This is a genomic window from Flavobacterium caeni (assembly GCF_900101895.1).
GTDB classification, from domain to species: Bacteria; Bacteroidota; Bacteroidia; order Flavobacteriales; family Flavobacteriaceae; genus Flavobacterium; species Flavobacterium caeni.
This window is the reverse complement of sequence record NZ_FMVF01000009.1, coordinates 23,636-45,663: the sequence shown is the minus strand read 5'-3', so window position 1 is coordinate 45,663 and position 22,028 is coordinate 23,636. Positions and strand designations below refer to the sequence as shown.

Annotated in this window: 21 protein-coding genes and 1 tRNA gene; 11 read left to right on the top strand and 11 right to left on the bottom strand. The window is 49.8% G+C overall.

Annotated elements, in window-relative coordinates; translation table 11 throughout:
* Window positions 1–2 precede the first annotated feature (2 nt).
* From BLP55_RS10060 to BLP55_RS10050, 3 genes are all read left to right on the top strand, one after another.
* Window positions 3–74: transfer RNA gene (locus tag BLP55_RS10060), tRNA-Arg, on the top strand.
* 349 nt (window positions 75–423) lie between these two features.
* Complete coding sequence (locus BLP55_RS10055) at window positions 424–1,230, top strand: zinc-dependent peptidase (RefSeq protein ID WP_091143060.1); 807 nt, start codon at window positions 424–426, stop codon at window positions 1,228–1,230.
* A 36-nt stretch (window positions 1,231–1,266) separates the two neighbouring features.
* Window positions 1,267–2,130, top strand: coding sequence for a DUF72 domain-containing protein (locus BLP55_RS10050; RefSeq protein ID WP_091143057.1), 864 nt, complete (start codon window positions 1,267–1,269; stop codon window positions 2,128–2,130).
* A 26-nt stretch (window positions 2,131–2,156) separates the two neighbouring features.
* Here BLP55_RS10050 and rpe read toward each other — a convergent pair whose 3' ends face one another.
* From rpe to rpsO, 4 genes are all read right to left on the bottom strand, one after another.
* On the bottom strand, window positions 2,157–2,825 hold the full coding sequence (gene rpe / locus BLP55_RS10045) for a ribulose-phosphate 3-epimerase (RefSeq protein ID WP_091143053.1): 669 nt from the start codon (window positions 2,823–2,825) through the stop codon (window positions 2,157–2,159).
* Window positions 2,826–3,328: 503 nt separating this feature from the next.
* A complete protein-coding gene (locus BLP55_RS10040) occupies window positions 3,329–4,192 on the bottom strand; it encodes a sigma-70 family RNA polymerase sigma factor (RefSeq protein ID WP_007804760.1) in 864 nt (287 codons plus the stop codon).
* Between the two features lie 189 nt (window positions 4,193–4,381).
* Window positions 4,382–6,667 (bottom strand): polyribonucleotide nucleotidyltransferase, encoded by a 2,286-nt coding sequence (locus tag BLP55_RS10035; protein ID WP_091143049.1) that lies wholly within the window; start codon window positions 6,665–6,667, stop codon window positions 4,382–4,384.
* A gap of 181 nt (window positions 6,668–6,848) precedes the next feature.
* Window positions 6,849–7,118, bottom strand: a complete 270-nt coding sequence (gene rpsO, locus BLP55_RS10030) for a 30S ribosomal protein S15 (protein ID WP_091143045.1) — start codon at window positions 7,116–7,118, stop codon at window positions 6,849–6,851.
* Between the two features lie 430 nt (window positions 7,119–7,548).
* Here rpsO and BLP55_RS10025 point away from each other — a divergent pair, with 430 nt between their 5' ends.
* Window positions 7,549–10,557, top strand: coding sequence for a tail fiber domain-containing protein (locus BLP55_RS10025; protein WP_091143042.1), 3,009 nt, complete (start codon window positions 7,549–7,551; stop codon window positions 10,555–10,557).
* A gap of 55 nt (window positions 10,558–10,612) precedes the next feature.
* On the opposite strand, the gene BLP55_RS10020 is transcribed toward BLP55_RS10025, so the two are convergent.
* Window positions 10,613–11,068, bottom strand: coding sequence for a GAF domain-containing protein (locus BLP55_RS10020; protein WP_091143038.1), 456 nt, complete (start codon window positions 11,066–11,068; stop codon window positions 10,613–10,615).
* A 59-nt stretch (window positions 11,069–11,127) separates the two neighbouring features.
* On the opposite strand from BLP55_RS10020, the gene xrtF reads away from it, so the two are divergent.
* The 7 genes from xrtF (at window position 11,128) to BLP55_RS09985 (ending at window position 16,520) form a co-directional block, all read left to right on the top strand.
* Complete coding sequence (xrtF, locus tag BLP55_RS10015; protein WP_394331919.1) at window positions 11,128–11,700, top strand: exosortase family protein XrtF; 573 nt, start codon at window positions 11,128–11,130, stop codon at window positions 11,698–11,700.
* Window positions 11,675–12,133, top strand: a complete 459-nt coding sequence (locus BLP55_RS10010; protein ID WP_091143035.1) for an exosortase F system-associated membrane protein — start codon at window positions 11,675–11,677, stop codon at window positions 12,131–12,133. Before xrtF ends, BLP55_RS10010 begins: the two co-directional genes overlap by 26 nt.
* 36 nt (window positions 12,134–12,169) lie before the next feature.
* The gene (locus BLP55_RS10005) at window positions 12,170–12,592 is read left to right on the top strand and encodes an HYC_CC_PP family protein (protein WP_091143030.1); all 423 of its coding nucleotides are present in this window, start codon (window positions 12,170–12,172) and stop codon (window positions 12,590–12,592) included.
* A gap of 64 nt (window positions 12,593–12,656) precedes the next feature.
* A complete protein-coding gene (locus tag BLP55_RS10000) occupies window positions 12,657–14,690 on the top strand; it encodes a TonB-dependent receptor plug domain-containing protein (protein WP_091143028.1) in 2,034 nt (677 codons plus the stop codon).
* A 13-nt stretch (window positions 14,691–14,703) separates the two neighbouring features.
* Window positions 14,704–15,042 (top strand): heavy-metal-associated domain-containing protein, encoded by a 339-nt coding sequence (locus tag BLP55_RS09995; RefSeq protein ID WP_091143024.1) that lies wholly within the window; start codon window positions 14,704–14,706, stop codon window positions 15,040–15,042.
* Window positions 15,039–15,752, top strand: coding sequence for a heavy-metal-associated domain-containing protein (locus BLP55_RS09990; RefSeq protein ID WP_091143020.1), 714 nt, complete (start codon window positions 15,039–15,041; stop codon window positions 15,750–15,752). The genes BLP55_RS09995 and BLP55_RS09990 overlap by 4 nt, the downstream gene beginning before the upstream one ends.
* 87 nt (window positions 15,753–15,839) lie before the next feature.
* Window positions 15,840–16,520, top strand: coding sequence for a DedA family protein (locus BLP55_RS09985; protein ID WP_091143017.1), 681 nt, complete (start codon window positions 15,840–15,842; stop codon window positions 16,518–16,520).
* Window positions 16,521–16,592: 72 nt separating this feature from the next.
* Here the strand turns inward: BLP55_RS09985 and groL are convergent, their stop codons facing one another.
* The 6 genes from groL to BLP55_RS09955 all read right to left on the bottom strand — a co-directional run bounded on the left by groL (window position 16,593) and on the right by BLP55_RS09955 (window position 21,984).
* The gene (gene groL / locus BLP55_RS09980) at window positions 16,593–18,224 is read right to left on the bottom strand and encodes a chaperonin GroEL (protein WP_091143015.1); all 1,632 of its coding nucleotides are present in this window, start codon (window positions 18,222–18,224) and stop codon (window positions 16,593–16,595) included.
* Between the two features lie 40 nt (window positions 18,225–18,264).
* The gene (locus tag BLP55_RS09975; protein ID WP_091143011.1) at window positions 18,265–18,540 is read right to left on the bottom strand and encodes a co-chaperone GroES; all 276 of its coding nucleotides are present in this window, start codon (window positions 18,538–18,540) and stop codon (window positions 18,265–18,267) included.
* Window positions 18,541–18,676: 136 nt separating this feature from the next.
* Entirely contained in the window at window positions 18,677–19,072 is a 396-nt protein-coding gene (gene secG, locus BLP55_RS09970; protein ID WP_091143007.1) for a preprotein translocase subunit SecG, read from the bottom strand.
* A 6-nt stretch (window positions 19,073–19,078) separates the two neighbouring features.
* A complete protein-coding gene (locus BLP55_RS09965) occupies window positions 19,079–20,158 on the bottom strand; it encodes a tetratricopeptide repeat protein (protein WP_091143003.1) in 1,080 nt (359 codons plus the stop codon).
* Between the two features lie 51 nt (window positions 20,159–20,209).
* A complete protein-coding gene (locus BLP55_RS09960; RefSeq protein ID WP_091142999.1) occupies window positions 20,210–20,713 on the bottom strand; it encodes an LptE family protein in 504 nt (167 codons plus the stop codon).
* Window positions 20,714–20,730: 17 nt separating this feature from the next.
* On the bottom strand, window positions 20,731–21,984 hold the full coding sequence (locus tag BLP55_RS09955) for a sigma-54 interaction domain-containing protein (protein ID WP_091142995.1): 1,254 nt from the start codon (window positions 21,982–21,984) through the stop codon (window positions 20,731–20,733).
* Window positions 21,985–22,028 lie beyond the last annotated feature (44 nt).

Genomic DNA, 22,028 nt, shown 5'->3' with positions numbered 1-22,028 from the left:
CAGGTCCCGTAGTTCAACGGATAGAATGTCAGATTCCGGTTCTGATGATGGAGGTTCGAGTCCTCTCGGGATCACAAATAAAAAGAACAAGCCCAAAAAATGCCAAGCTCGCTTGAGCATTTTTTGGGCGGTTCTTTTTTCAGCGCGGAGCGCTGTGAGGAAGAACGCAGCGCAGCGGAGTTCAGTCCTCTCGTTGTCTAAGCTCGCTTTCAATTTTCTTTTTCTGGGGTTTTGTTTTTCAGCGCATTTGAAATTAAAAGGAGGACAGCCAGTGGCTGTCAGGTATTTTAAATTCATCAAAAGCCCGAACGTATAGCTTCCAACTTTTTAAAGCGCCTACCATTTTCAATCCCCAATACAAAATCCAACCTACATAACGTCCAATGCCCAATCTTGCCTATATTGCGGTTCAAAATTCACACTATGCTACTTGCTGTGCTTATCTTTTTGGTCGTTATCGCGATGACAATTTGGTTGGTTGGACTGACTGTTGTTTCGGTCACCGAGGAAATGTACATGCACGTCTTTAAAAAGCCAATATACGTACACTTTTATCCCAACCGACAGGACTTGACCGATGCCGAGGCCAGTATCCTGAGACGTGCATTTCCGTTCTATAACAACCTGTCCGAAAAGCACCAGGGTTATTTCAGGCACCGTGTGGCGCGTTTCATCAAAAAACACGAATTCGTAGGCAAGGAAGGTTTTGTGATCACCGACGAGGTGCGTGTCATGGTTGCGGCCACGGCCGTCATGCTAACCTTTGGCATGCGTCGCTACCTGTTCGAGATCGTCGATAAAATCATTGTGTATCCGTCGGTTTATCTGTCGACCATCACCAACGAATACCACAAAGGCGAATTCAACCCAAGGCACCGCGCGGTAGTGTTCTCCTGGGAAGATTTTAAAAGCGGATTCGACGCTAACGACAACCTGAACCTGGGGTTGCACGAGTTTGCGCATGTGGTGCATTACCACGGCACGCAAAATGAAGACAGCAGCGCGATTCTTTTTGCCAGGATGTACAAACGAATCACCAGCGAGGTTCGCGGCGCGACGCGGCAACAGCTCATCGATTCGAACTATTTCAGGATCTATGCCTATACAAACGATTTTGAATTCCTTGCCGTGCTGGTCGAACATTATTTCGAAACGCCCGACCAATTCAAACAGGAGCATCCGAAATTGTACCGCAATGTAGAACTGATGCTCAACCACCGACACGCGTAACGCAATAATCGTTATCTTGCAATAAATAACGATACCATGAAATTCGGTCAAGTAGAACACCCCGAAGCCGTCGATTTTACGCTTCCGCCCGATGCGCCACAAACCAAGGCGATACTCGAAAAAAACAAAACCAATGCGCCTTTCGAGGTATACATCGGCTGCGCCAAATGGAACCGATCGGATTTGAAAGGTTTTTATCCGCGCGGCACCAAGGACGAGCTGACGTATTACGCGACGCAGTTCAACTCCATCGAGCTCAACGCCACGTTCTATGGCATGCCCAAATGGGAGCAGGTCGAGACCTGGCGTGAGAAAACCCCCGATGGGTTCAAGTTTTTCCCCAAGGTGAGCGATTTGATCACGCACTACCGCCGGCTCAACAATGTAGACGAACCAATCGCGACGTTTTCGAACGCGGTGAGCAACTTTCAGGAAAAACTAGGGATGGCGTTTTTACAGCTGCACGACAATTTCAAACCCAAGGATTTTGCGAAGCTCGACGCGGCACTCAGGATGTTTCCGCAAGGGTTTCCGCTCGCGGTAGAGGTGCGCAATGCCGAATGGTTTGCGCCCGATAATTTGGATCGTTTTTGCAACCTGCTCGAGGAACTTCAAATGGCCAACATCGTGGTCGATACGGCCGGCCGCCGTGACATGCTGCACATGCGGCTCACGGGTCCCGAGGCTTTTGTGCGTTACGTAGGGGCGAACCATCCTACCGATGTCGACAGGCTTGACGATTGGATCGAGCGGATCGAGAAGTGGCGCGCCGAGGGCCTGCAAAAGCTCTATTTCTTTGTACACCAAAACATCGAGCTCGAGTCGCCGCTTTTGGCCGGGCATTTCATCAAGAAGATGAACGAAAAGTTCGGGCTGTCACTGACGATACCTGCCAGATAAGTTACGCAAAGGTCGATGTTCAAACCCTAAACCGCGAGCGAAGTCATCGCCTTAAGTTCCGCGATGGTTTGCGTTGGGTTTTGCGCGCGAAAGACAAAGTTTCCGGCCACCAAAACATCGGCGCCCGCTTCGACCAAGGCGACTGCATTTTGCGCGTTGACACCACCGTCGATTTCAATTAAGGTCGACGCACCGTTGCGCGCGATGATTTCCTTGAGCTGGCGGATTTTGCGGTACGTGTTTTCGATGAATGATTGTCCGCCGAATCCTGGGTTGACGCTCATCAAACAAACCAAATCGACATCGTTGATCACATCTTCCAAAAGCGCCACGTTGGTGTGCGGATTGAGCGCAACGCCCGCTTTCATCCCTTCGGCCTTGATGGCTTGCAACGTGCGGTGCAAATGCGTACACGCTTCGAAATGGACGGCCAGGTTGTTGGCGCCCAAATCAGCAAAGGTTTTGATGTAGCGGTCTGGATCGACAATCATCAGGTGGACGTCGATGGTTTTTTGGGCGTGCTTGGTGATGGCTTCCAAAACGGGCATGCCGAATGAAATGTTTGGGACAAAAACGCCGTCCATGATGTCGATGTGGAACCAGTCGGCGTTGGAGTTGTTGACCATTTCGATGTCGCGTTGGAGGTTGGCGAAATCGGCGGCCAATACCGATGGAGCGATGAGTGTATTTTTCATTGTAGTGGTGTTGTTGTGCAAAAGTAGTTTTTTACCGCAAAGGCAGCAAAGATTTTCGCAAAGAACGCGAAGTTGTGGGATAAATTAAGCGTCGATATTGCAGATGGTCGCGTTAGCGATTACTTCACTGAGTTAATATTTTTAATAGGTGTTCAGTGAACTTCGTTTGAAGTGAAAATCCTTTATTGTGCGGCGTAGCGAAACAATAAAGATTGGAACGGAAAGCGCGGGCCAGGGCCGAGCGTTAAGAAACAGTCCAGTGGACTGTTTTAGCGAGGAGCCAGGAGGTGCGTAGGCCGGTGTGAAAGGCAACGCCCAAATGCTTAAAAAAACAAAACTCCGGTAATCAGCCGGAGTTTCAATCATCAATCAAAAAACGAACAGTTAATCAGACTGTTGTTGCGGTTATATAGAAAATTCTGTGCCAGAATTTCGATAAATAGATTTCGTTCAGGTTTCAAACATAATCAAAATTATTATTTGTACCTACAAATTTAAAAAATTTAACCTAAATAAGTCTTTAAAATCTTACTTCTTGAGGTATGCTTGAGCCTGCGGATGGCTTTTTCCTTGATTTGACGCACACGTTCGCGGGTCAAATCGAAGGTTTCGCCGATCTCTTCGAGCGTCATCGGATGCTGGTCGCCGAGCCCGAAATAAAGGCGAACGACATCGGCTTCACGCGGCGTCAAAGTCTCCAAAGAACGCTCAATTTCTGTACGCAACGATTCGTGGATCAGTTCGCGGTCTGGGTTTGGTGACTCGCCCGAACGCAAAACGTCGTACAGGTTCGAATCTTCGCCTTCTACGAGCGGCGCATCCATCGACAGGTGACGACCGGAATTCTTCATCGATTCCTTGACATCGTTGACCGTCATGTCGAGCTCTTTTGCAATTTCCTCGGCACTTGGCGGACGCTCATTCGATTGCTCGAGCAAAGCATACATCTTGTTGATCTTGTTGATCGAGCCGATTTTGTTGAGCGGCAAACGCACGATACGCGATTGTTCGGCCAATGCCTGCAAAATCGACTGACGGATCCACCAAACGGCGTAAGAAATGAACTTAAATCCTCGGGTTTCGTCAAAACGTTGTGCCGCTTTGATGAGACCCAAATTTCCTTCGTTGATCAAATCGGGGAGGGTGAGTCCTTGATTCTGGTATTGTTTGGCCACCGAAACCACGAAACGCAAGTTCGCTTTGGTGAGCTTTTCGAGTGCTCTTTGGTCTCCGGCCTTGATTCTTTGTGCTAATTCTACCTCCTCGTCGGCGGTAATCAGATCGACTTTTCCAATTTCTTGCAGGTACTTGTCTAGAGATGCAGTTTCCCGGTTGGTTACCTGCTTGGTAATTTTGAGTTGTCTCATGTTTTTCGTGTCCTTTTTTAAGAGCGTACGGGTCTTGTACGTAAAGGGGTTTCAAAAAGTTACAAAAAATTTGCAGAAGCACGATAAAAAACAATCGAACTTCATTTAACTTGCTGACAAACAATTTATTAAAAATATAAAACCCGATCAAGTGATTGATCGGGTTTTTACTATTTGGAAAGAAAATGATTATTCCTGCGGAGCTGACTCGCCGGATTCTTTGTTTTCATTGTTTTCCCTTCTTTCCGGACGTGGGCCACGGTCGTCACGACGTCTGTCGTCACGTCTTGGGCCACGGTCGTCGCGTCTTGGTCCGCGGTCGCCGTCACGTCTTTCCGGACGCGGTGCATTCTCGTCGCGTGGTGGACGTGGCGTCAGCGCTTTCTTAGACACGCGCTCTTTTCTCGTCTTCGGATCGATGCCCATGTATTTCACTTCGAATTCGTCGCCCATGTTTACCAAATCGGTAACATTTTCGGTACGTTCCCAAGCAAGTTCAGATACGTGGAGCAAGATTTCGTTTCCTGGAGCGTCCATGTATTCTACGACCGCGCCAAAATCCATGATCTTGATGACTTTCACTTTGTAAATCTCTCCGATTTGCGGTTTGAACACCAAAGAGTCGATTTTCTTGAGAACCATATCGATGCCTTCTGGAGAAGTACCCAAGATTTCGATCATACCCAAGTTGTCGGCTTCTGTAACTACGATTGTAGTGCCAGAGTTCTTCTGCAATTCCTGGATGACTTTTCCACCTGGTCCGATGAACGCGCCGATCAAGTCTGATGGGATAGAAGCCATGATGATCTTCGGAGCGTGACGTTTCACATCTTCGCGCGGCGTTTCGATCACTTCGGTCAATTTGCCCAAAATGTGCAAACGGCCATCGCGTGCCTGGTCGAGCGCTTGTTCCATGATGTCGTAACGCAAACCGTCGATTTTGATGTCCATCTGGCAAGCGGTGATACCGTCGGCGGTACCGGTTACCTTGAAGTCCATGTCGCCCAAGTGATCCTCGTCGCCCAAGATGTCCGACAAAACGGCAAATCTTTCGCCGTCTGTGATCAATCCCATCGCAATACCAGAAACCGGTTTCGACATTTTCACACCCGCGTCCATGAGCGCCAAAGTTCCGGCACAAACCGTAGCCATCGAAGACGAACCGTTCGATTCCAAAACTTCAGAAACCACACGAACCGTATACGGATTTTCTTCAGAAATCATGTTTTTCAAGGCACGTTGCGCCAGGTTCCCGTGACCCACCTCACGGCGTGAAGTACCTCTCAAAGGTCTTGCTTCACCGGTAGAGAACGGCGGGAAGTTGTAGTGCAAGTAGAATCTTTCTTCGCCTTGCTCGCTCGGCGCATCGATGATGTTCGCCTCGCGTGACGTTCCCAAAGTGACCGTAGCCAAAGCCTGGGTTTCGCCACGGGTAAATACGGCCGAACCGTGTGCGCGTGGCAAGTAGTCGATTTCGCACCAAATCGGACGAATCTCGGTAGTCTTACGACCGTCAAGACGCAATCCCAAATCGAGGATGACGTTGCGGACGGCTTCTTTTTGTGACTTGTACAAATATTTCGAAACCAAATCCCCGTTTTCGAGCAATTCTTCTTCGGTAAACGCAGCGAGTACTTCGTCCTTTACGGCGCTGAATTTCTCTGAACGTTCGTGCTTGGCCGAAGCTTCCTGCGCGATGGCGTAGTATTGGCCGTATGACAAATCGTATACTTTTTTCTTGATGTCGTCGTCGGTGCGCTCTTCTTCATACTCGCGGATGTCTTTCTTGCCGAAAGCCGCCTGCAATCTTTTTTGCGCTGCGATCTGGACCTTGATGGCTTCGTGTGCGAATTTGATCGCCTCGACCATTTCTTTCTCCGAGATTTCTTTCATCTCGCCTTCGACCATCGCAATCGAATCTTCGGACGCACCGATCATCATGTCGATGTCTGAAAGCGCCAATTGCTCCGGGCTTGGGTTGATGACGAATTGTCCGTCAACGCGCGCCACACGCACTTCAGAAATCAACGTTTCGAACGGAATGTCAGACAAAGCCAAAGCCGTCGATGCAGCCAAACCGGCCAATGCATCAGGGATTACGGTTTCGTCGTGCGACATGAGTTGGATCATCACCTGCGTTTCGGCATGGTAATCATCGGGGAACAACGGACGCAATACGCGGTCTACCAAACGCATGGTCAAAACCTCTTTGTCTGATGGACGCGCCTCGCGCTTAAAGAATCCGCCCGGGAAACGGCCCGCTGCGGCAAATTTTTCACGGTAATCTACCGTGAGTGGTAAAAAGTCCACGCCTGGACTTGCTTTACGGGCAGAGACTACGGTGCCGAGCAACATAGCGTCTCCCATGCGTACTACTACTGAACCGTCGGCTTGTTTGGCCAATTTTCCGGTCTCGATCGAGATGCTTCTGCCATCTCCCAAATCGATTACTTCCTTCGTAACTTGTGGAATCATAAGTTATTTTTGATGATTAAACAATGGGTTTTAGTTGTGTTGTAGTTGTTGTAGTTGTTGCGTAGTTATCTAAAACCCAATGAAAAACCATTACTTTTTTTCGGTTCGCCCGTCCTCTCGGATTCGGCGTATTTTGTAAGAACGTAAAAACAAAAAGAGGCGCGCTGGCACCTCTTCTTGATTATTTTCTGATATTCAATTCTTTGATGATCTCGCGATATCTGTTGATTTCAGTCTTTTTCAGGTAGTCGAGAAGGCTTCTTCTTTTACCTACCAACTTCACGAGTGAGCGCTCGGTGTTGTAATCGTGACGGTTCTTTTTCAAGTGCTCGGTCAAGTGGTTGATCCTGAATGTGAACAAAGCGATTTGTCCTTCTGCAGAGCCTGTGTTCTCTGCTTTTCCTCCGTGTTTAGCGAAGATCTCAGCTTTTACTTCTGATGTTAAGTACATGCTAATATTGTTAAAATGATTATTATGTAGGAACCCGGACTTTCCGAATTCGTGCGCAAAGGTAATTTTATTTTTTGGAATTGCAAATGTTTTAAATGTCGTTTGTCGAAATCAATTTTTTTTGGGGCGTTTCCGCGGAACAAGTTTTCTGCCTCGTTTTGCGTTTGTTGGCCGCGGCCGCGCTATCGGCCGCACGCGGTGCCTGCCTCTATCGCTAACGCATCCACACGGGCATGTCAATCTTCGCAAAACGTCCCTACGCGCTTTGGCGTATTTTTCAATCCCAAAGTAACAATGTCTACAAGCGAAATTTTTTGTAATTCACTGAAAATAAACAATAAACAATAAACAATAACAATAAAGCCCTACGCCCATAATCGTATTGCGCCCACAATCATAAAGTCAGAATTTTACCGCAAAGTAAAATCCCATGAGACTACACTTACTCGTCCTGCTTTTCGCCATTCCTGTTTTTGCGCAGGTCGGCGTCAACACCGTTTCGCCACAGGCCCAACTCGACATCCGCGCGAGCAATCCCGCCGCCCCCTCCAACACCGACGGGATTTTGATTCCCCGGATCAATGCGTTCCCCACCACCAATCCTACGATTGCCCAACACGGCATGCTGGTATTCATGAACAACGGTTTCGGGACGCAACTGCCTGGTTTTTATTATTGGGACAACAATCCCGCGCTTTGGAAACCCGTCACACCGTTTCCGAGTTGGGGATTGTCGGGCAATTCCGGAATCACGAGCGCCAATTTTATCGGCACCACCGATCTCACCGACGTGCGTTTTAGGCGTGGCGGCATACTTTCAGGGCGCCTCGGAGAAACGAACACCACATTCGGGTTTGCGGCATTGTCCAATTCGGGAGCTACCGGAAATTTCAATACTGCTATAGGAGCAATGGCCCTTTCGAATAGTACCACGGGCTATGAAAATACAGCGGTAGGTTATGCCGCGCTGCAGAACAATGCAGATGGCTATTACGACTCAGCTTTCGGGCGCGCATCGATGTTCGAAAATCTCTCGGGCGAATCGAATGCCGCCTACGGATACCAATCGCTGCGCAACAACCTCGCGGGCAACCAAAACACCGCCATCGGACGCCAAGCATTGCTCGACAACAGCAGCGGCAGCTACAACACCGCCGTTGGCCGCCGCGCGCTCGACGGCAACCTTACCGGCAATCACAATACCGCCATCGGCTATTTTTCCGATGTCGCCGCAGATGGGTTGACCAATGCCACCGCCGTCGGGAATTATGCCGTTGCAGGCGCGAGCAATACGCTTGTTTTGGGCAGTGTGGCGGGTGTCAATTCGGCGACAAGCAACGTCAATGTGGGTGTCGGCACCACCACACCGCAGACGCGTTTGCATGTTGTCGGAAACCTCAGACTTCAGGACGGCAGTCAAGCCGCCGGCCGCATTTTGGTCAGCGACGCCAACGGTACCGCAAGCTGGCAAGTCAATTCGGCGACGAATGCTTGGGGGCTGGCGGGAAATGCTGGGACCAATCCGTCGATCAATTTTATCGGTACCACCACCGACGCCGATTTGGTATTCAGAAGGAACAGCGTTCTCTCAGGGCGTATCGGTAGCAATGTTTCATTCGGCACCAATGCGCTTGCAACCAACGGCGGAAATAACAATATCGCGCTTGGCACCAATGCACTGCAAACCACAATCGGCGCCAGAAATATAGCAATCGGCACCGATGCCTTGCACGAAAACGCCGGAGGTACGCGGAACGTGGCCGTGGGCGACCGTGCGCTGCTGGCAAATGTATCCGGTTCTTTCAACAGTGCTTTTGGCGAAAGCGCGTTGGCGGCCAACAGTGGCGGGAATGAAAATGTCGCCATTGGCGAAAGTGCCTTGACGGCCAATTCAGTCGGCTATAAAAACACCGCGCTGGGCTCAGATTCGATGTCTGTCAATACTACAGGCGGTTTCAACGTGGGCTTGGGGGCCAACACCCTGCAAGCCAATTCCGATGGAGACCGAAACGTGGCGGTGGGCTATGCCGCGATGGTCACCAACACCACAGGATCGTCAAATACTGTTTTGGGCGCCGCGGCAGACGTGGCGGCGGGTGCGTTGACCAACGCTACGGCTATAGGAGCACGAGCCGAAGCAGGGGCGAGCAATTCATTGGTTTTGGGCAGTATCAACGGCGTCAACAGCGCGACCGCCGATACGAATGTAGGTATCGGCACCACTACGCCGCAAGAGCGGTTGCATGTGGTCGGCAAAATCAGGATGGTCGACGGCACACAAGCCAATGGTCGTATCATGACCAGCAACGCCAACGGTACGGCCTCTTGGACCGCCGTGGGTACGCTCGCCAGCGGAACGCTCGATCAGGCGTATGATTTTGGCGGCGCGGGCCTGGGTCGTACCATCACGGCAGATGCAGGTGCACTGCTGATCAATGGCACCGACGGCATCGTCTCGACAGGTACTTTGGATGCAGGCGCCACCATTCCAGCCGGCGACGGCTCTAAGTTTTTTTGGAATCCCAGAAAAGCGGCGTTCCGCGCAGGAAGGTGCAGCGCGGGCGAATGGGACGAGAACAATGTCGGCAAATTTTCGGTCAGTTTCGGAAATGGCAACCAAGCCAGCGGCGATCATTCAGTCGCTTTGGGGAACAATGGGCGTGCCAGTGGCATGATTAGTACCAGCATGGGCTTTTCTAATGTCGCCGAAGGCATGGGTTCGCTTTCATGGGGACGACAATCGCGTGCGACGGGAAATTATTCCATGGGTTTCGGGATTTTGAATACGGCTTATACTTTTGGGGAAACGGTTTTCGGGATCGGAGCGGCCAATTTCACGCCGTCGGCTACGGGCGTTACCGAGTTTGGTCCTGCCAATGGTGCCGACCGGTTGTTTGTCATCGGCAATGCGATAGACAGCAACAACGACGGCATCGTTGAGCAAACCGAACGGCGCAATGGTTTTTTGATGCTCAAGAATGGACGAACGGCACTCGGCAACATTACGCCCGGCGGACAATTCCAATTGTCGCTCGACGAAGGCCGCAAGCCCGGCACGAACACTTGGACAGTTCCATCCGACGAAAGGCTCAAAAACATTCACGGCAATTACGGCAAAGGATTGTCTGAAATTGTCAAGCTGCAACCCATCGTTTACCATTACAAAAACGTGGGCGAAAAAACGTTCGAAAAACAAGTACTAGACACCGAATATGCAGGTTTTAGCGCGCAAGAGGTGAAAAATATTTTTCCCGAAGCCGTGGGCGTCGATGACGACGGTTACTTGAATTTGAACATCTATTCGGTTCTGGTCGCGTCGGTCAATGCGTTCAAGGAACTCAACGACAAAAAAAGGGCGCTCGAAAAACAACTCCAAGCGCAGGAGGCCTTGCTGCAAAAGGTGTTGCACAGGCTGTCGGAATTGGAAAGCAAAAAATAGTTAGGTAGTTGAATAGGTCGGAAATCCACGCTCGTTTTGAGGGTGGGTTTTCTTTTTAGAACAACTTTGCGATGCCGTTGTTGACAAACTCCAAGAAACGCTCATCGGCTTCGTCGAACGCGTCGATCAAATTGGAATCGATGTCGATTTGACCGATGTTTGCACCATCGACAAACAAAGGCACGACAATCTCAGATTTTACCGTGATCGAACAGGCGATGTAATTGTCCTGTGCGGTCACGTCGGGAACCACGAAGTTTTGATTCGAAACGGCTACCTGTCCGCAAATGCCTTTTCCGAAAGGAATCACGGTGTGGTCGGTGGGCTCGCCCGCGTACGGTCCGAGGATCAGCTCCTCTTTGTCGCCGTTGCGAAAGTAGAACCCAACCCAGTCGTAGTAGTCGATGTTGTCGCGCAACAGGTGGCAAATTTGAAGTAATTTGTCGTCGCGCAACTGGCTGGTGTGGTGCAGGATATCGTCTACTTTGGGCATTAATTCTTCGAGCGTCATGGGTGTGGAATTTGTATTCCGTAAAAGTACGGCTTCGCGGGAACATAAATTTTATAAATTTGTTAAAAATCGCCGTGACCGAGTACTTCGTCAAATACAAGCCCTTTTTGGTTTTTCTCGGGAAATTCCTGTTGACCTATGCGCTGCTCACATTGGTGTACCAAGCGTATCTGGGCCAATTCTCGAAAGCCGATTTCGAAGTAGATTCATTTACCGAATCGGTCGCGCACCAAACAAAGTGGCTTATTGCGGTGTTCGACAACCAAGTGGCTACGGCGCCCCATCTGGAGCAAGCCAGCATCAAAATGTTTTACCACCACCGGTTTGTGGCGCGCATTGTAGAGGGGTGCAACGCGCTGAGTGTCATTATCTTGTTTGTTTCGTTTGTGGTGGCCTTTACGGGAAAAACCAAAACCACCATTGGGTACATCGTTGCAGGAAGTTTGCTTGTGCACGTGCTTAACATAGCGCGGATTGCTTTTTTGGTCGTGGCGTTGTACCATTTTCCCGAATACGAAGACCTGTTGCACGGCGTGATTTTTCCGCTGATCATTTACGGGGTCGTTTTTATCTTATGGGTAATTTGGGTCAATAAATTTTCGTTGTATGCTGCAAAACCTGTGGAAAAATAGACTCAAGATCGCCGTGGCGTTGCTGCTCGTGTTTTTGCTGGCGCTGGTCAGGATTTTCGAACATGCGTTGTTTTACGATCCGTTCGCGTACTATTTCGAAGGCGATTATTTGAATTTGACGTTTCCCGAATACAAAGGTTGGGCGTTGCTGGGTAGCCTTACCGGACGCTATGCCTTGAACGCCATGATTTCGCTCGCGATCATTTTTGTACTGTTCCGCGATGTGCCGCTGACGAAATTCTCGGCGGTATTGTACGGTCTTTTTTATGTTGTTTTGATTGTGTCGTTTTTCGCGCTGATCACGTTTTCGGGCAACGAGAACAATTTTATCATCTTCTATGTCAGGCGTTTCTTGATCCAGCCAATATTCGTGCTTTTGTTCATTCCCGCTTTCTACTATCAGAAACGTTCGGCAAAAAATAACATTTCGTAAAGAACCACCAATTGGAATTTTAAATACCTTTGGCGCATGAAATTCAAAAAAGGCACCAGTTTGTTACTCGCTTTGCTCGTGATGGTTTCGCACATCGGGCTGGCGGTCAACGTGCACTATTGCGGCGGACAAATCGCCGGGATTTCTACAGCCTACAACCTTTCGGATATTTCTACCGACGATTTTCAATCGGTAGAAAAATCATGCTGCATGACCGAAGCGGGCGAGAAGGGCTGTTGCGACAACAAGCTCGTCAAGGTCGATAAAAAGACCGATTCGCAAACCGTTGTCAAGACATTTTCGTTGCAATTGGAGGCGCCTTTTTTGGCCGAAAGCTGGAAACCCATCGTTTTTGGTTCGGTGCCGCAAACCACGCCGTCGCAACCCGCGGCTTACTACTGCGAGGCCCATGCGCCGCCGCTCTACCAGCTGTATTCCCAATACATTTTTTACGCCTGAGATTTTTGATGTTTTCCCGACGGCCTTAGGGCTTTAATCGATTACAAACATTAAAGATCTTTTTATGTATAAGAAAATAACGGTTTTCCTGTTGTTGGTCACGTTTTATGCGGGCGCACAGGAAGACACCCAAAAAGATACCTTGCAAGGTGTCACGATCGAAGGTTCGCGCAAAAGCATCAAGAAATCTTCGACGATTACCGCCAATACCTCGATCATGACGAGCCGCGAATTGCTCAAGGCGGCGTGTTGTAATTTGGCCGAGAGTTTCGAAACCAATCCGTCCATCGACGTCAATTTCTCGGACGCACTCACGGGCACCAAGCAAATCAAGATGCTTGGCCTGACGAGTCCGTACCTGGTCATCGCCGAGGAAAACATTCCGTCGGTGCGCGGTGCATCGCAAGCCTATGGCATGACCTTTACGCCGGGTACCTGGGTCGAGAGCATCCAGATCACCAAGGGTGCAGGGTCGGTGGTCAATGGGTTCGAGAGCATTTCGGGCCAAATCAACACCGAACTACTCAAGCCCATGAACGACATTCCGTTTTTTCTGAACGTTTACGGTTCGACCGATTCGCGTTTCGAGGGCAATGTGCATTTCAACCAAAAATTGTCCGACAAATGGGCGACGTCGTTGTTTTTGCACACCAACACGCGTTTGTCGAAGAACGACATGAACGACGACCATTTCCTCGACAACCCGCTCGGCAAGCAAGTCAACGTGATGAACCGATGGCAGTATGCCGATGCCGAGAAAGGCTGGGTGAGCTTCATCAACTTTCGCTACATGAACGACGAGAAGCAAACCGGTATGGTCGATTTTAACCCAGACCGCGACAAATTCACGACCAACCACTGGGGTTCAGAGATCAACACCCAGCGCTTCGATGTTTCGACCAAGGTGGGTTATGTGTTTCCCGACGCGCCGTACCAAAGCATCGGTTTCCAGAACGCGCTGAGCAACCACAACCAGGAATCGTATTTTGGTTTGAACGTCTACGACATTGGCCAGCTCAGCTATTATTCGAATTTGATTTTCAATTCGATCATCAGCAATACCATGCACAAGTTCGCGACGGGTTTGAACTTTAGCTACGACCGTTACGACGAACGCGTGCTTGCGTCGGGCATCGACGGCAATTTCGACCGCATCGACAACAACATCGGCGCGTTTTTCGAATACACCTACGACAACAACGACAATTTTAGCCTCATTGCGGGCGGACGCATCGACAACCACAACCGCTTGGGGGTTTTTGCCACGCCGCGTTTGCATTTGCGCTACAACCCGTGGGAGAAAGCTACGTTTCGCGCTTCGGCCGGAAGAGGTAAACGCGCGGCCAATATTTTTGCCGAGAACCAGCAGCTTTTTGCCACCAACCGCGTGCTGTCGATTTTGGACACGCGTGGCAAAGTGTACGGACTCGACCCCGAAATCGCCTGGAATTATGGCATCAGTTTTAACCAGCAGTTTAAAGTTTTTGGCATGGGTGCCGATGCAGGATTCGATTTGTACCGCACCGATTTTGTGAACCAGGCCGTGGTGGATTGGTATGCATCGCCGCAACAGGCTTTGTTTTACAACCTCGACGGCAAGTCGTTCGCCAACAGCCTGCAGGTCGATTTCAATATCGAGCCCGTCAAACATTTGAACGTGCGTACGGCGTATAAGTTTTACGACATCCAAACCGATTACCTGGGAGGTTCCGAACAACGTCCGTTGCAGGCCAAGCACCGCTTTTTTACCAATTTGGAGTACGCGACGCACATTGATGACAAAGGACACCGTTGGAAATTCGATTTCACCTACAACTGGATGGGCGCGCAGCAGTTGCCTTACACGGGCACCAACCCTGAAACAGACCGTTTGCCCGATTTTTCGAAGCCATTTTCTTTGATGAATGCGCAAATAACCCGTACCTTTTCGTCTACGTTCGAGATGTATGTGGGCGGTGAGAACATCGGCAATTACCAGCAAAGCCAAGCCATTTTGGGTGCCGATAACCCTTTTGGCCCAACGTTCGACAGTTCAATCATTTACGGACCTGTTTTTGGCCAAATGTATTATGCGGGCCTACGGTTCAAAATCAAATAAATAAAAAACAAAGATGAAAAACATACTGATATTGCTTGTTGCCCTGATCGGATTCACGGCACAAGCGCAGCAAAAAAGCAAAAGCGCCAAACACACTTTCGAGGTCAACGGCAATTGCGACCAATGCAAAAAACGCATCGAAAAAGCCGCTTACTCGGTCTCGGGCGTGAAGATGGCGGTTTGGGATGTCGATACACACCAACTCAACATCATCCTCAATGAAGAAAAGTCGTCGGTTTCACAAGTCAAGAAAGCCATCGCCAAGGTAGGACACGATACAGACGAGGTCAAATCGACCGATGAAGATTACGAAAAACTGCACCACTGTTGCCTTTACGAAAGAAAGCCATGACCCATACCTATACAGTAACCGGAATGACCTGCAACGGATGCAGGGTGGGTATCGAGGACAAACTCGGGAGGATCCCGGGGGTGGTCCGTGCGACGGTAAGCCTCGAGCAATCGGAGGCCGTGATCGAGATGAAAACGCACATTTCGACAGGTGCGTTGCAGAACGCGATTGGCGACAAATACAAAATCTACGAAAAGAACGACATGCTCATGATGACGTCTGAGGAAGAAGTATCGGATTGGAAGAAACTGACCCCGTTGTTCCTGATTTTCGGATACATCACCGTTGCGGCGGTACTGATCAACCGCAGTCCGTGGGATGGCGAAGGTTTTATGCTCGATTTCATGGGGTTGTTTTACATCGTGTTCAGTTTTTTCAAGATGCTCGATTTGAAAGGGTTTCCCGATTCGTTCCGCATGTACGATCCGCTGGCCAAGAAAGTACCCTTTTATGCGACAATCTACCCGTTCCTTGAGACGGCGTTGGGGCTGATGTTCCTGCTGCGGTTCCAGACCGACGTGGCGCTTTACGCGACGCTCGTCATTTTGGGCATCACAACCTATGGCGTGACCAGGGTTTTGCTCGACAAAAAGGCGATCCAATGTGCATGTTTGGGCACGGCGCTCAAATTGCCGATGACCAAGGCGACGTTTATCGAAAACAGCATCATGATCGTCATGGCACTTTTGATGATTTGGAACCACATGTAAACCGTTAAGAAAAGCTAAAAGTTCTGCGATGTATTGCGGGTTGCGCAAATATTGATTACTTTCACGGCTCAAAAAACAAAACACCCCATGGACAACTTTGAATGGACCCAATTGCTCAACCCCGAATTTTACATCACGCTCAAAATAGGCGGGATCGAATGGGGTTTGTATATCGTTGCGTTCATCGTTTTTGCCGAGACGGGTTTGTTTGCCGGATTCTTTTTGCCAGGTGACAGTTTGCTGTTCCTTTCGGGGATTTACAGCCGCGATTTGATCGAGAACGTCCTGATCATTTCGAGTGATTTGGCCAATGTGACGCTGTTGGCCACCATCATCGCCGCGGCGGGGATTTTGGGCAACATGGTGGGCTATTGGTTTGGCGCCAAAAGCGGATACTACCTGTTCAAGAAAGAAGACAGTTTCTGGTTCAAGAAAAAATACCTGCTGCAATCGAAAGATTTTTTTGAGAAATACGGCGGCAAGGCGATTATCTTTGCGCGTTTCCTGCCTATTTTCAGGACTTTTGCGCCCATCATTGCAGGCATCGTGACCATGGACAAAAAGAAATTCATGTTCTACAACGTGCTGAGTTCGTTCCTTTGGTCGTTTACGTTGGTGTTCGCGGGGCACTACCTGTACGGGTTGTTCCTCGATAAATTTGGCATCGACCTCAAGCATTACATCGAATACATCATCATCATCATCATCTTGCTGTCGACGGTGCCGGTGTTTTTGAAGTTGTTGAAGAAGCCGAAGCCAGCCGTGTAAAAAATATTTGGTTTAGACCAAAAAAATCCCGCTTCTTTCGAGGCGGGATTTTTATTTTTAACGGATCGGGAATTACATCATCCCCGGCATTCCACCGCCCATCGGCATACCGCCTGCAGGGGTTTCTTCTTTGATGTCGACAAGCGCACATTCGGTGGTCAGGATCATTCCCGAAACCGAGGCGGCATTTTCAAGCGCCACACGGGTTACTTTTTTCGGGTCGATGATGCCCGCCTTGAGCATGTCTACGTATTCGTCGGTCTTGGCGTTGTAACCAAAATCTTTTTTGCCTTCGGCTACTTTGGCTACCACAACCGATCCTTCGAGGCCTGCGTTTTCGACAATCGTACGCAACGGTGCTTCGATGGCACGCGCCACAATCTGCACGCCGGTCGCTTCATCGGCATTGTCGGCCTTGATGCTGCCCAAAACCGATTTGGCGCGCAACAACGCTACGCCGCCGCCGGCTACGATGCCTTCTTCGACGGCTGCACGGGTGGCGTGAAGCGCATCGTCTACGCGGTCTTTTTTCTCTTTCATTTCGACTTCTGAAGCAGCACCTACATACAATACAGCCACACCTCCGGCCAGTTTGGCCAGACGCTCCTGCAATTTTTCGCGGTCGTAGTCAGAAGTGGTCGTTTCCATTTGCGACTTGATCTGGTTGATGCGCAACTTGATGGTCGCGGCATCGCCCGCCCCGTTCACAATGGTGGTGTTGTCTTTGTCGATGGTGACTTTTTCGGCTGTTCCGAGCATTTCCAATGTAGCGTTCTCTAAAGTGTAACCGCTTTCTTCCGAAATGACGGTACCGCCGGTCAAAATCGCAATGTCTTCGAGCATCGCTTTTCTGCGGTCACCAAAACCAGGTGCTTTTACGGCCGCAATCTTGAGCGCGCCACGCAATTTGTTCACGACAAGCGTCGACAAAGCTTCGCCGTCTACGTCTTCGGCAATGATCAAAAGCGGTTTGCCCGATTGCGCAACCGGTTCGAGCACAGGAAGTAGTTCCTTGAGCGACGATACTTTTTTGTCATACAGCAAAATGTACGGTCTTTCGAGTTCGACTTCCATTTTGTCGGTGTTGGTCACAAAGTAAGCCGACAGGTAGCCGCGGTCGAACTGCATGCCTTCTACTACATCTACATAGGTTTCGGTTCCTTTGGCTTCCTCGACGGTAATTACGCCTTCTTTGCCGACTTTGCCGAACGCCTTGGCGATCAGTTCGCCGATGGTTTCATCGTTGTTGGCCGAAATAGAAGCAACTTGCTTGATTTTTTCGGAAGATGACCCGACTTCTTTGGCCTGTTTGCCCAAATCGGTGACGATGGCCTCTACGGCCTTGTCGATCCCGCGCTTCAAATCCATCGGATTGGCGCCTGCGGCTACGTTCTTCAAGCCTTCCTTGACGATGGCCTGCGCCAAAACCGTTGCGGTTGTCGTTCCGTCGCCTGCCAAATCGTTGGTTTTAGAGGCCACTTCCTTTACCATTTGCGCGCCCATGTTCTCGAGTGCGTCCTTGAGTTCGATTTCCTTGGCTACGGTTACGCCGTCCTTGGTCACGTTCGGCCCGCCGAATGACTTGCCGATGATGACGTTGCGTCCTTTAGGTCCCAGGGTTACTTTTACTGCATTGGCCAATGCGTCTACGCCGCGCTTGAGTCCGTCGCGTGCTTCAATATCGAATTTAATGTCTTTTGCCATTTTTTGTTGAATCGTTTAATTGTTGAATCGTTTATTTGGATCAGATGATGGCCAAGATGTCGTCTTCGCGCATGATCAAATAATCCTTGCCCTCGAGTTTGAGCTCGGTTCCGGCGTATTTGCCGTACAGCACGGTGTCGCCCACCTTGACGGTCATCGTGTGGTCCTTGGTGCCGTTTCCTACGGCCACCACGGTTCCTTTTTGCGGTTTTTCCTTGGCGGTATCGGGAATAAAAATACCTGAAGCAGTTTGCGTTTCGGCTGCCACAGGTTCGATCAAGACACGGTCTGAAAGCGGTTTGATGTTTAATGCCATAATGGTTGTATTTTGATTTGTTGTTTTTCGGGTGTGCGTTTGTCAGAAATTGTGCCATGTCGCCCAAACTGACAAATTGGTAAAAAAAATGCCAGCATGGTGACAAGCTGGCATTTTGGGGTGTCTGACGCGCAGATTATTTTGTAGCAGGCGCTTCGGTTGCAGGCGTAGCTTCGGCCGGAGCCGCTTCGGTTTTTGCAGCGTCGGAAGCCGGTGTTTCGGTAGCCGGAGTAGCCGATGCAGCCGCAGGTGCTTCTGCAGCCGGAATTTCGTCGATGATCTTAGAACTGTTGTCGTTGAGTGAACCGCTAAAGCTCAAGCTCGACAACATAATCAACACGATCAAAATAGTTCCCAAGGTCCAGGTGCTTTTGTCGAGGAAGTCGGTGGTTTTTTGTACACCGCCCAACATTTGCGAACCGCCCAATGACGATGACAAACCGCCACCCTTTGGATTTTGTACCATGATCACGATGATCAACAGGAAACAAACGATCGTGATTAAAACTAAGAAAATTGAAAAAGTGCTCATTTTTTATTACTTGTTATTTTGTTGTAAATTCTTGATATCTAAAATTCGGTCTGCAAAGAAACTACTTTTTTCCGGATATTTCAAAATTAAAATTTCATAGGCCTGGATCGCCTTGTTGTACTTCTTTTGTTCGAGGTACACGCGCGCGAGCGTTTCGGTCATCAGGAAGGTCTTGTCGTCCATGCTGGGTTCGACGATCATGCTTGCCGTAAGCGGGGCGTCGTGCTTGACGGGCGGGATGCGCGGGCTCGTTTCGATAAAACGATCAATCAGTTCGTTTTTTTTTTGCTTCTCGAGATCGGAGTCTGAGAATGTGCTTTCGTCGGCTGATGGTTCGCTATCGGGCGTGGGCTCGGGTTGGTTTCGGTCGATGGGTTTGAACTGCGAAAGCTGCAACCATTCCTGAAAAGAGTGTCGTTCGTCCCTAGCGAACGCCAGCGGTTTGCCGAGCTCAAGGTTTTGTGCTGGCTGGTCAATTTCAGGCGCATGAATCACGATTTCTTCTTCGGGAGAAGACACGACGGGCACATCGGCTACCGGTTCAAAGACAAATTCCTTTGGGGCTTCTATTTCGAGCGTTTCCACAACTTCGATTGCGGTCGGGTCTTTCCAATCGTCTTCTTCATCGGCGGCTTTCGACAGCACCATCGGCTCTATTTCCGACGCTATTTCGGCAGGAATATCCGATGGTTCTGGCTCTTGTCCGGCTTTTTCGATAGACGAAAGGATCGATTGTTCGATGGTGTTCTCGCGCACCTCGAGTTTATGTTCTACAACTTCGCTGTCGGCTACGGGAATCGCCTCGATGGCCCGCAGTTTTTGGTCGAGCAGCCCGCGGTTGACCGACGTGAACGTATCCGACGTAATAAAATCGAACAACACGCTCCGGTCGCAGGTATGGGCCGCGGTCACCTTCAAAACGTAATTGTATTTGAAGCTGTTCTGGTTGTACAACCCTTTGAGGTAAAGGGCGCGCGCGCTTTGAAAATACGGGAACTCCTGAACGATTTTTTCCAATACCGCCGTCTGCTTCTCGTGGATGGCTTCGGGTTTGTTGATCAGGTAAATGTATTCGGTCAGGTTCAAAGTAAAGGGTTTGTCAAGCAAATTAACGAATAAACTTCGCCAATTCAAAATTTACCATTTGGCGAGCGATTCGTTGAAAATGTCCTGCGTGATGCGCTCGAAAATCTCCTCGACGGCCGTGTTGAACGGAGCGCCTACCAATTGCGTTGCCGCGGGGTAATCGTGAAAGAACGAAAAGCGCTTCTCGAAATCGTCGGCCTCTTTCTTTTTGTTGGTAAAGCGCACATTCACCGAAATCGTGAGTCGGTTTTGCGCCGCACGTTGGTCGGCAGTGGCCGTCATCGGGCTGATGCGGTAATCGACGATCTCGCCTTCATACACCAAATCGCCGCCTGTATTGACAAGGTTCAGGTTGGTTTGGTTCTGGATCAAATCGCGCAATTTGAGCGTAAACGTACGGTCAAGCCCGGGCTCGACTAGTGGCGCGTTGTTCAGGAAATAGTTGACCTGGACGGTCTCGGCGTCAATCTTGCCGGTGCCGGTAAAATTGTAGACCGAGCAACCGCTAAAGGTAAGGCCGACAAAAAACAACGCGAGGAGTTGAAGTTTTTTCATGGGGTAGATTCAAGTTTTTACAAATCAAATTGTTTGATCTTTCGGTACAACGTGCGTTCCGAAATGCCCAGTTCATCGGCCGCGGCCTTGCGTTTGCCCTTGTTTTTCTCGAGCGATTTTTTGATCATCTCGATTTCTTTTTGCTCCAAACGCAACGTTTCCTCTTCCTCGATGGTTTCGGCAAACGAATAGTTGTCGTCTGGGTCGACGGTTTCAATGACGGGTTTTTGCGAAGGAATCACCGACAACTCGCGCGTAGGAACATAGTCGATTTCGCTGTCGTCGTGTGCGCCGTATATCTTTTGGATCAAATGTGGATTGGTCTCCTGTACTTTCGACGCGCCGTTTTTCATGAGTTCGAGCGTGAGTTTCTTCAGATCGTTCAAATCGCTTTTCATGTCAAACAACACGCGGTACAGGATGTCGCGCTCGGTTGCAAAATCGCTTTCCGATTTTTTATCCGAGATGACCGACGGTAAATTCGAACCTTCTTCGGGCAAATAGCTTTGCAACGTCGCGCCCGAAATATCGCGGTTGGTTTCCAAAACCGACAACTGTTCGGCCACGTTGCGCAATTGACGGATGTTGCCGCCCCAGCGGAATTTTTGCAGTAGGTTCACCGCGGCGTCATCCAATTTGAGCGGCGGCATCTTGTATTTGTGCGCAAAATCCGACGAAAACTTACGGAACAGCAGATGGATGTCGTCTTTGCGTTCGCGCAACGGCGGCAAATGGATCTCTACCGTGCTCAACCTGTAATAAAGGTCTTCGCGGAATTTGCCTTTTTGGATCGCATCGAACATGTTGACGTTGGTGGCCGCCACGATACGCACATTGGTTTTTTGCACCTGCGACGAACCCACCTTGATGAATTCGCCGTTTTCGAGTACGCGCAGCAAACGAACTTGGGTGGTCAGCGGCAATTCGCCCACTTCGTCCAGGAAAATTGTTCCGCCGTTGGCCACTTCAAAATAGCCTTCGCGTGTACCGGTCGCGCCCGTAAACGCCCCTTTTTCGTGCCCAAAAAGTTCGCTGTCGATCGTGCCTTCGGGAATCGCGCCGCAGTTGACCGCGATGTATTTGCCGTGTTTGCGGTGCGAGAGCGAATGGATAATTTTGGGAATACTTTCCTTGCCCACGCCGCTTTCGCCCACCACCAATACCGAAATATCGGTCGGGGCGACCTGGATGGCTTTCTCGACGGCACGGTTGAGTTTCGGGTCGTTGCCGATGATTTCGAAACGTTGTTTGATGGCTTGTACAGATTCCATAATTTCAAGGTTGAAATCCCAAATTCCAAATTCCAAATCCCAAT

Bases quoted from the DNA above. Each gene is read 5' to 3' on its own strand.
- BLP55_RS10055 (WP_091143060.1), top strand. From the start codon at position 424: ATGCTACTTGCTGTGCTTATCTTTTTGGTCGTTATCGCGATGACAATT.
- BLP55_RS09975 (WP_091143011.1), bottom strand. From the start codon at position 18,540: ATGGCATTAAACATCAAACCGCTTTCAGACCGTGTCTTGATCGAACCT.
- BLP55_RS09995 (WP_091143024.1), top strand. From the start codon at position 14,704: ATGAAAAACATACTGATATTGCTTGTTGCCCTGATCGGATTCACGGCA.
- BLP55_RS10050 (WP_091143057.1), top strand. From the start codon at position 1,267: ATGAAATTCGGTCAAGTAGAACACCCCGAAGCCGTCGATTTTACGCTT.
- BLP55_RS09955 (WP_091142995.1), bottom strand. From the start codon at position 21,984: ATGGAATCTGTACAAGCCATCAAACAACGTTTCGAAATCATCGGCAAC.
- BLP55_RS10040 (WP_007804760.1), bottom strand. From the start codon at position 4,192: ATGAGACAACTCAAAATTACCAAGCAGGTAACCAACCGGGAAACTGCA.
- BLP55_RS10010 (WP_091143035.1), top strand. From the start codon at position 11,675: ATGCTGCAAAACCTGTGGAAAAATAGACTCAAGATCGCCGTGGCGTTG.
- BLP55_RS10025 (WP_091143042.1), top strand. From the start codon at position 7,549: ATGAGACTACACTTACTCGTCCTGCTTTTCGCCATTCCTGTTTTTGCG.
- groL (WP_091143015.1), bottom strand. From the start codon at position 18,224: ATGGCAAAAGACATTAAATTCGATATTGAAGCACGCGACGGACTCAAG.
- BLP55_RS10005 (WP_091143030.1), top strand. From the start codon at position 12,170: ATGAAATTCAAAAAAGGCACCAGTTTGTTACTCGCTTTGCTCGTGATG.
- BLP55_RS09985 (WP_091143017.1), top strand. From the start codon at position 15,840: ATGGACAACTTTGAATGGACCCAATTGCTCAACCCCGAATTTTACATC.
- BLP55_RS10000 (WP_091143028.1), top strand. From the start codon at position 12,657: ATGTATAAGAAAATAACGGTTTTCCTGTTGTTGGTCACGTTTTATGCG.
- BLP55_RS09990 (WP_091143020.1), top strand. From the start codon at position 15,039: ATGACCCATACCTATACAGTAACCGGAATGACCTGCAACGGATGCAGG.
- BLP55_RS10020 (WP_091143038.1), bottom strand. From the start codon at position 11,068: ATGACGCTCGAAGAATTAATGCCCAAAGTAGACGATATCCTGCACCAC.
- BLP55_RS10035 (WP_091143049.1), bottom strand. From the start codon at position 6,667: ATGATTCCACAAGTTACGAAGGAAGTAATCGATTTGGGAGATGGCAGA.
- rpe (WP_091143053.1), bottom strand. From the start codon at position 2,825: ATGAAAAATACACTCATCGCTCCATCGGTATTGGCCGCCGATTTCGCC.
- BLP55_RS09960 (WP_091142999.1), bottom strand. From the start codon at position 20,713: ATGAAAAAACTTCAACTCCTCGCGTTGTTTTTTGTCGGCCTTACCTTT.
- secG (WP_091143007.1), bottom strand. From the start codon at position 19,072: ATGAGCACTTTTTCAATTTTCTTAGTTTTAATCACGATCGTTTGTTTC.
- rpsO (WP_091143045.1), bottom strand. From the start codon at position 7,118: ATGTACTTAACATCAGAAGTAAAAGCTGAGATCTTCGCTAAACACGGA.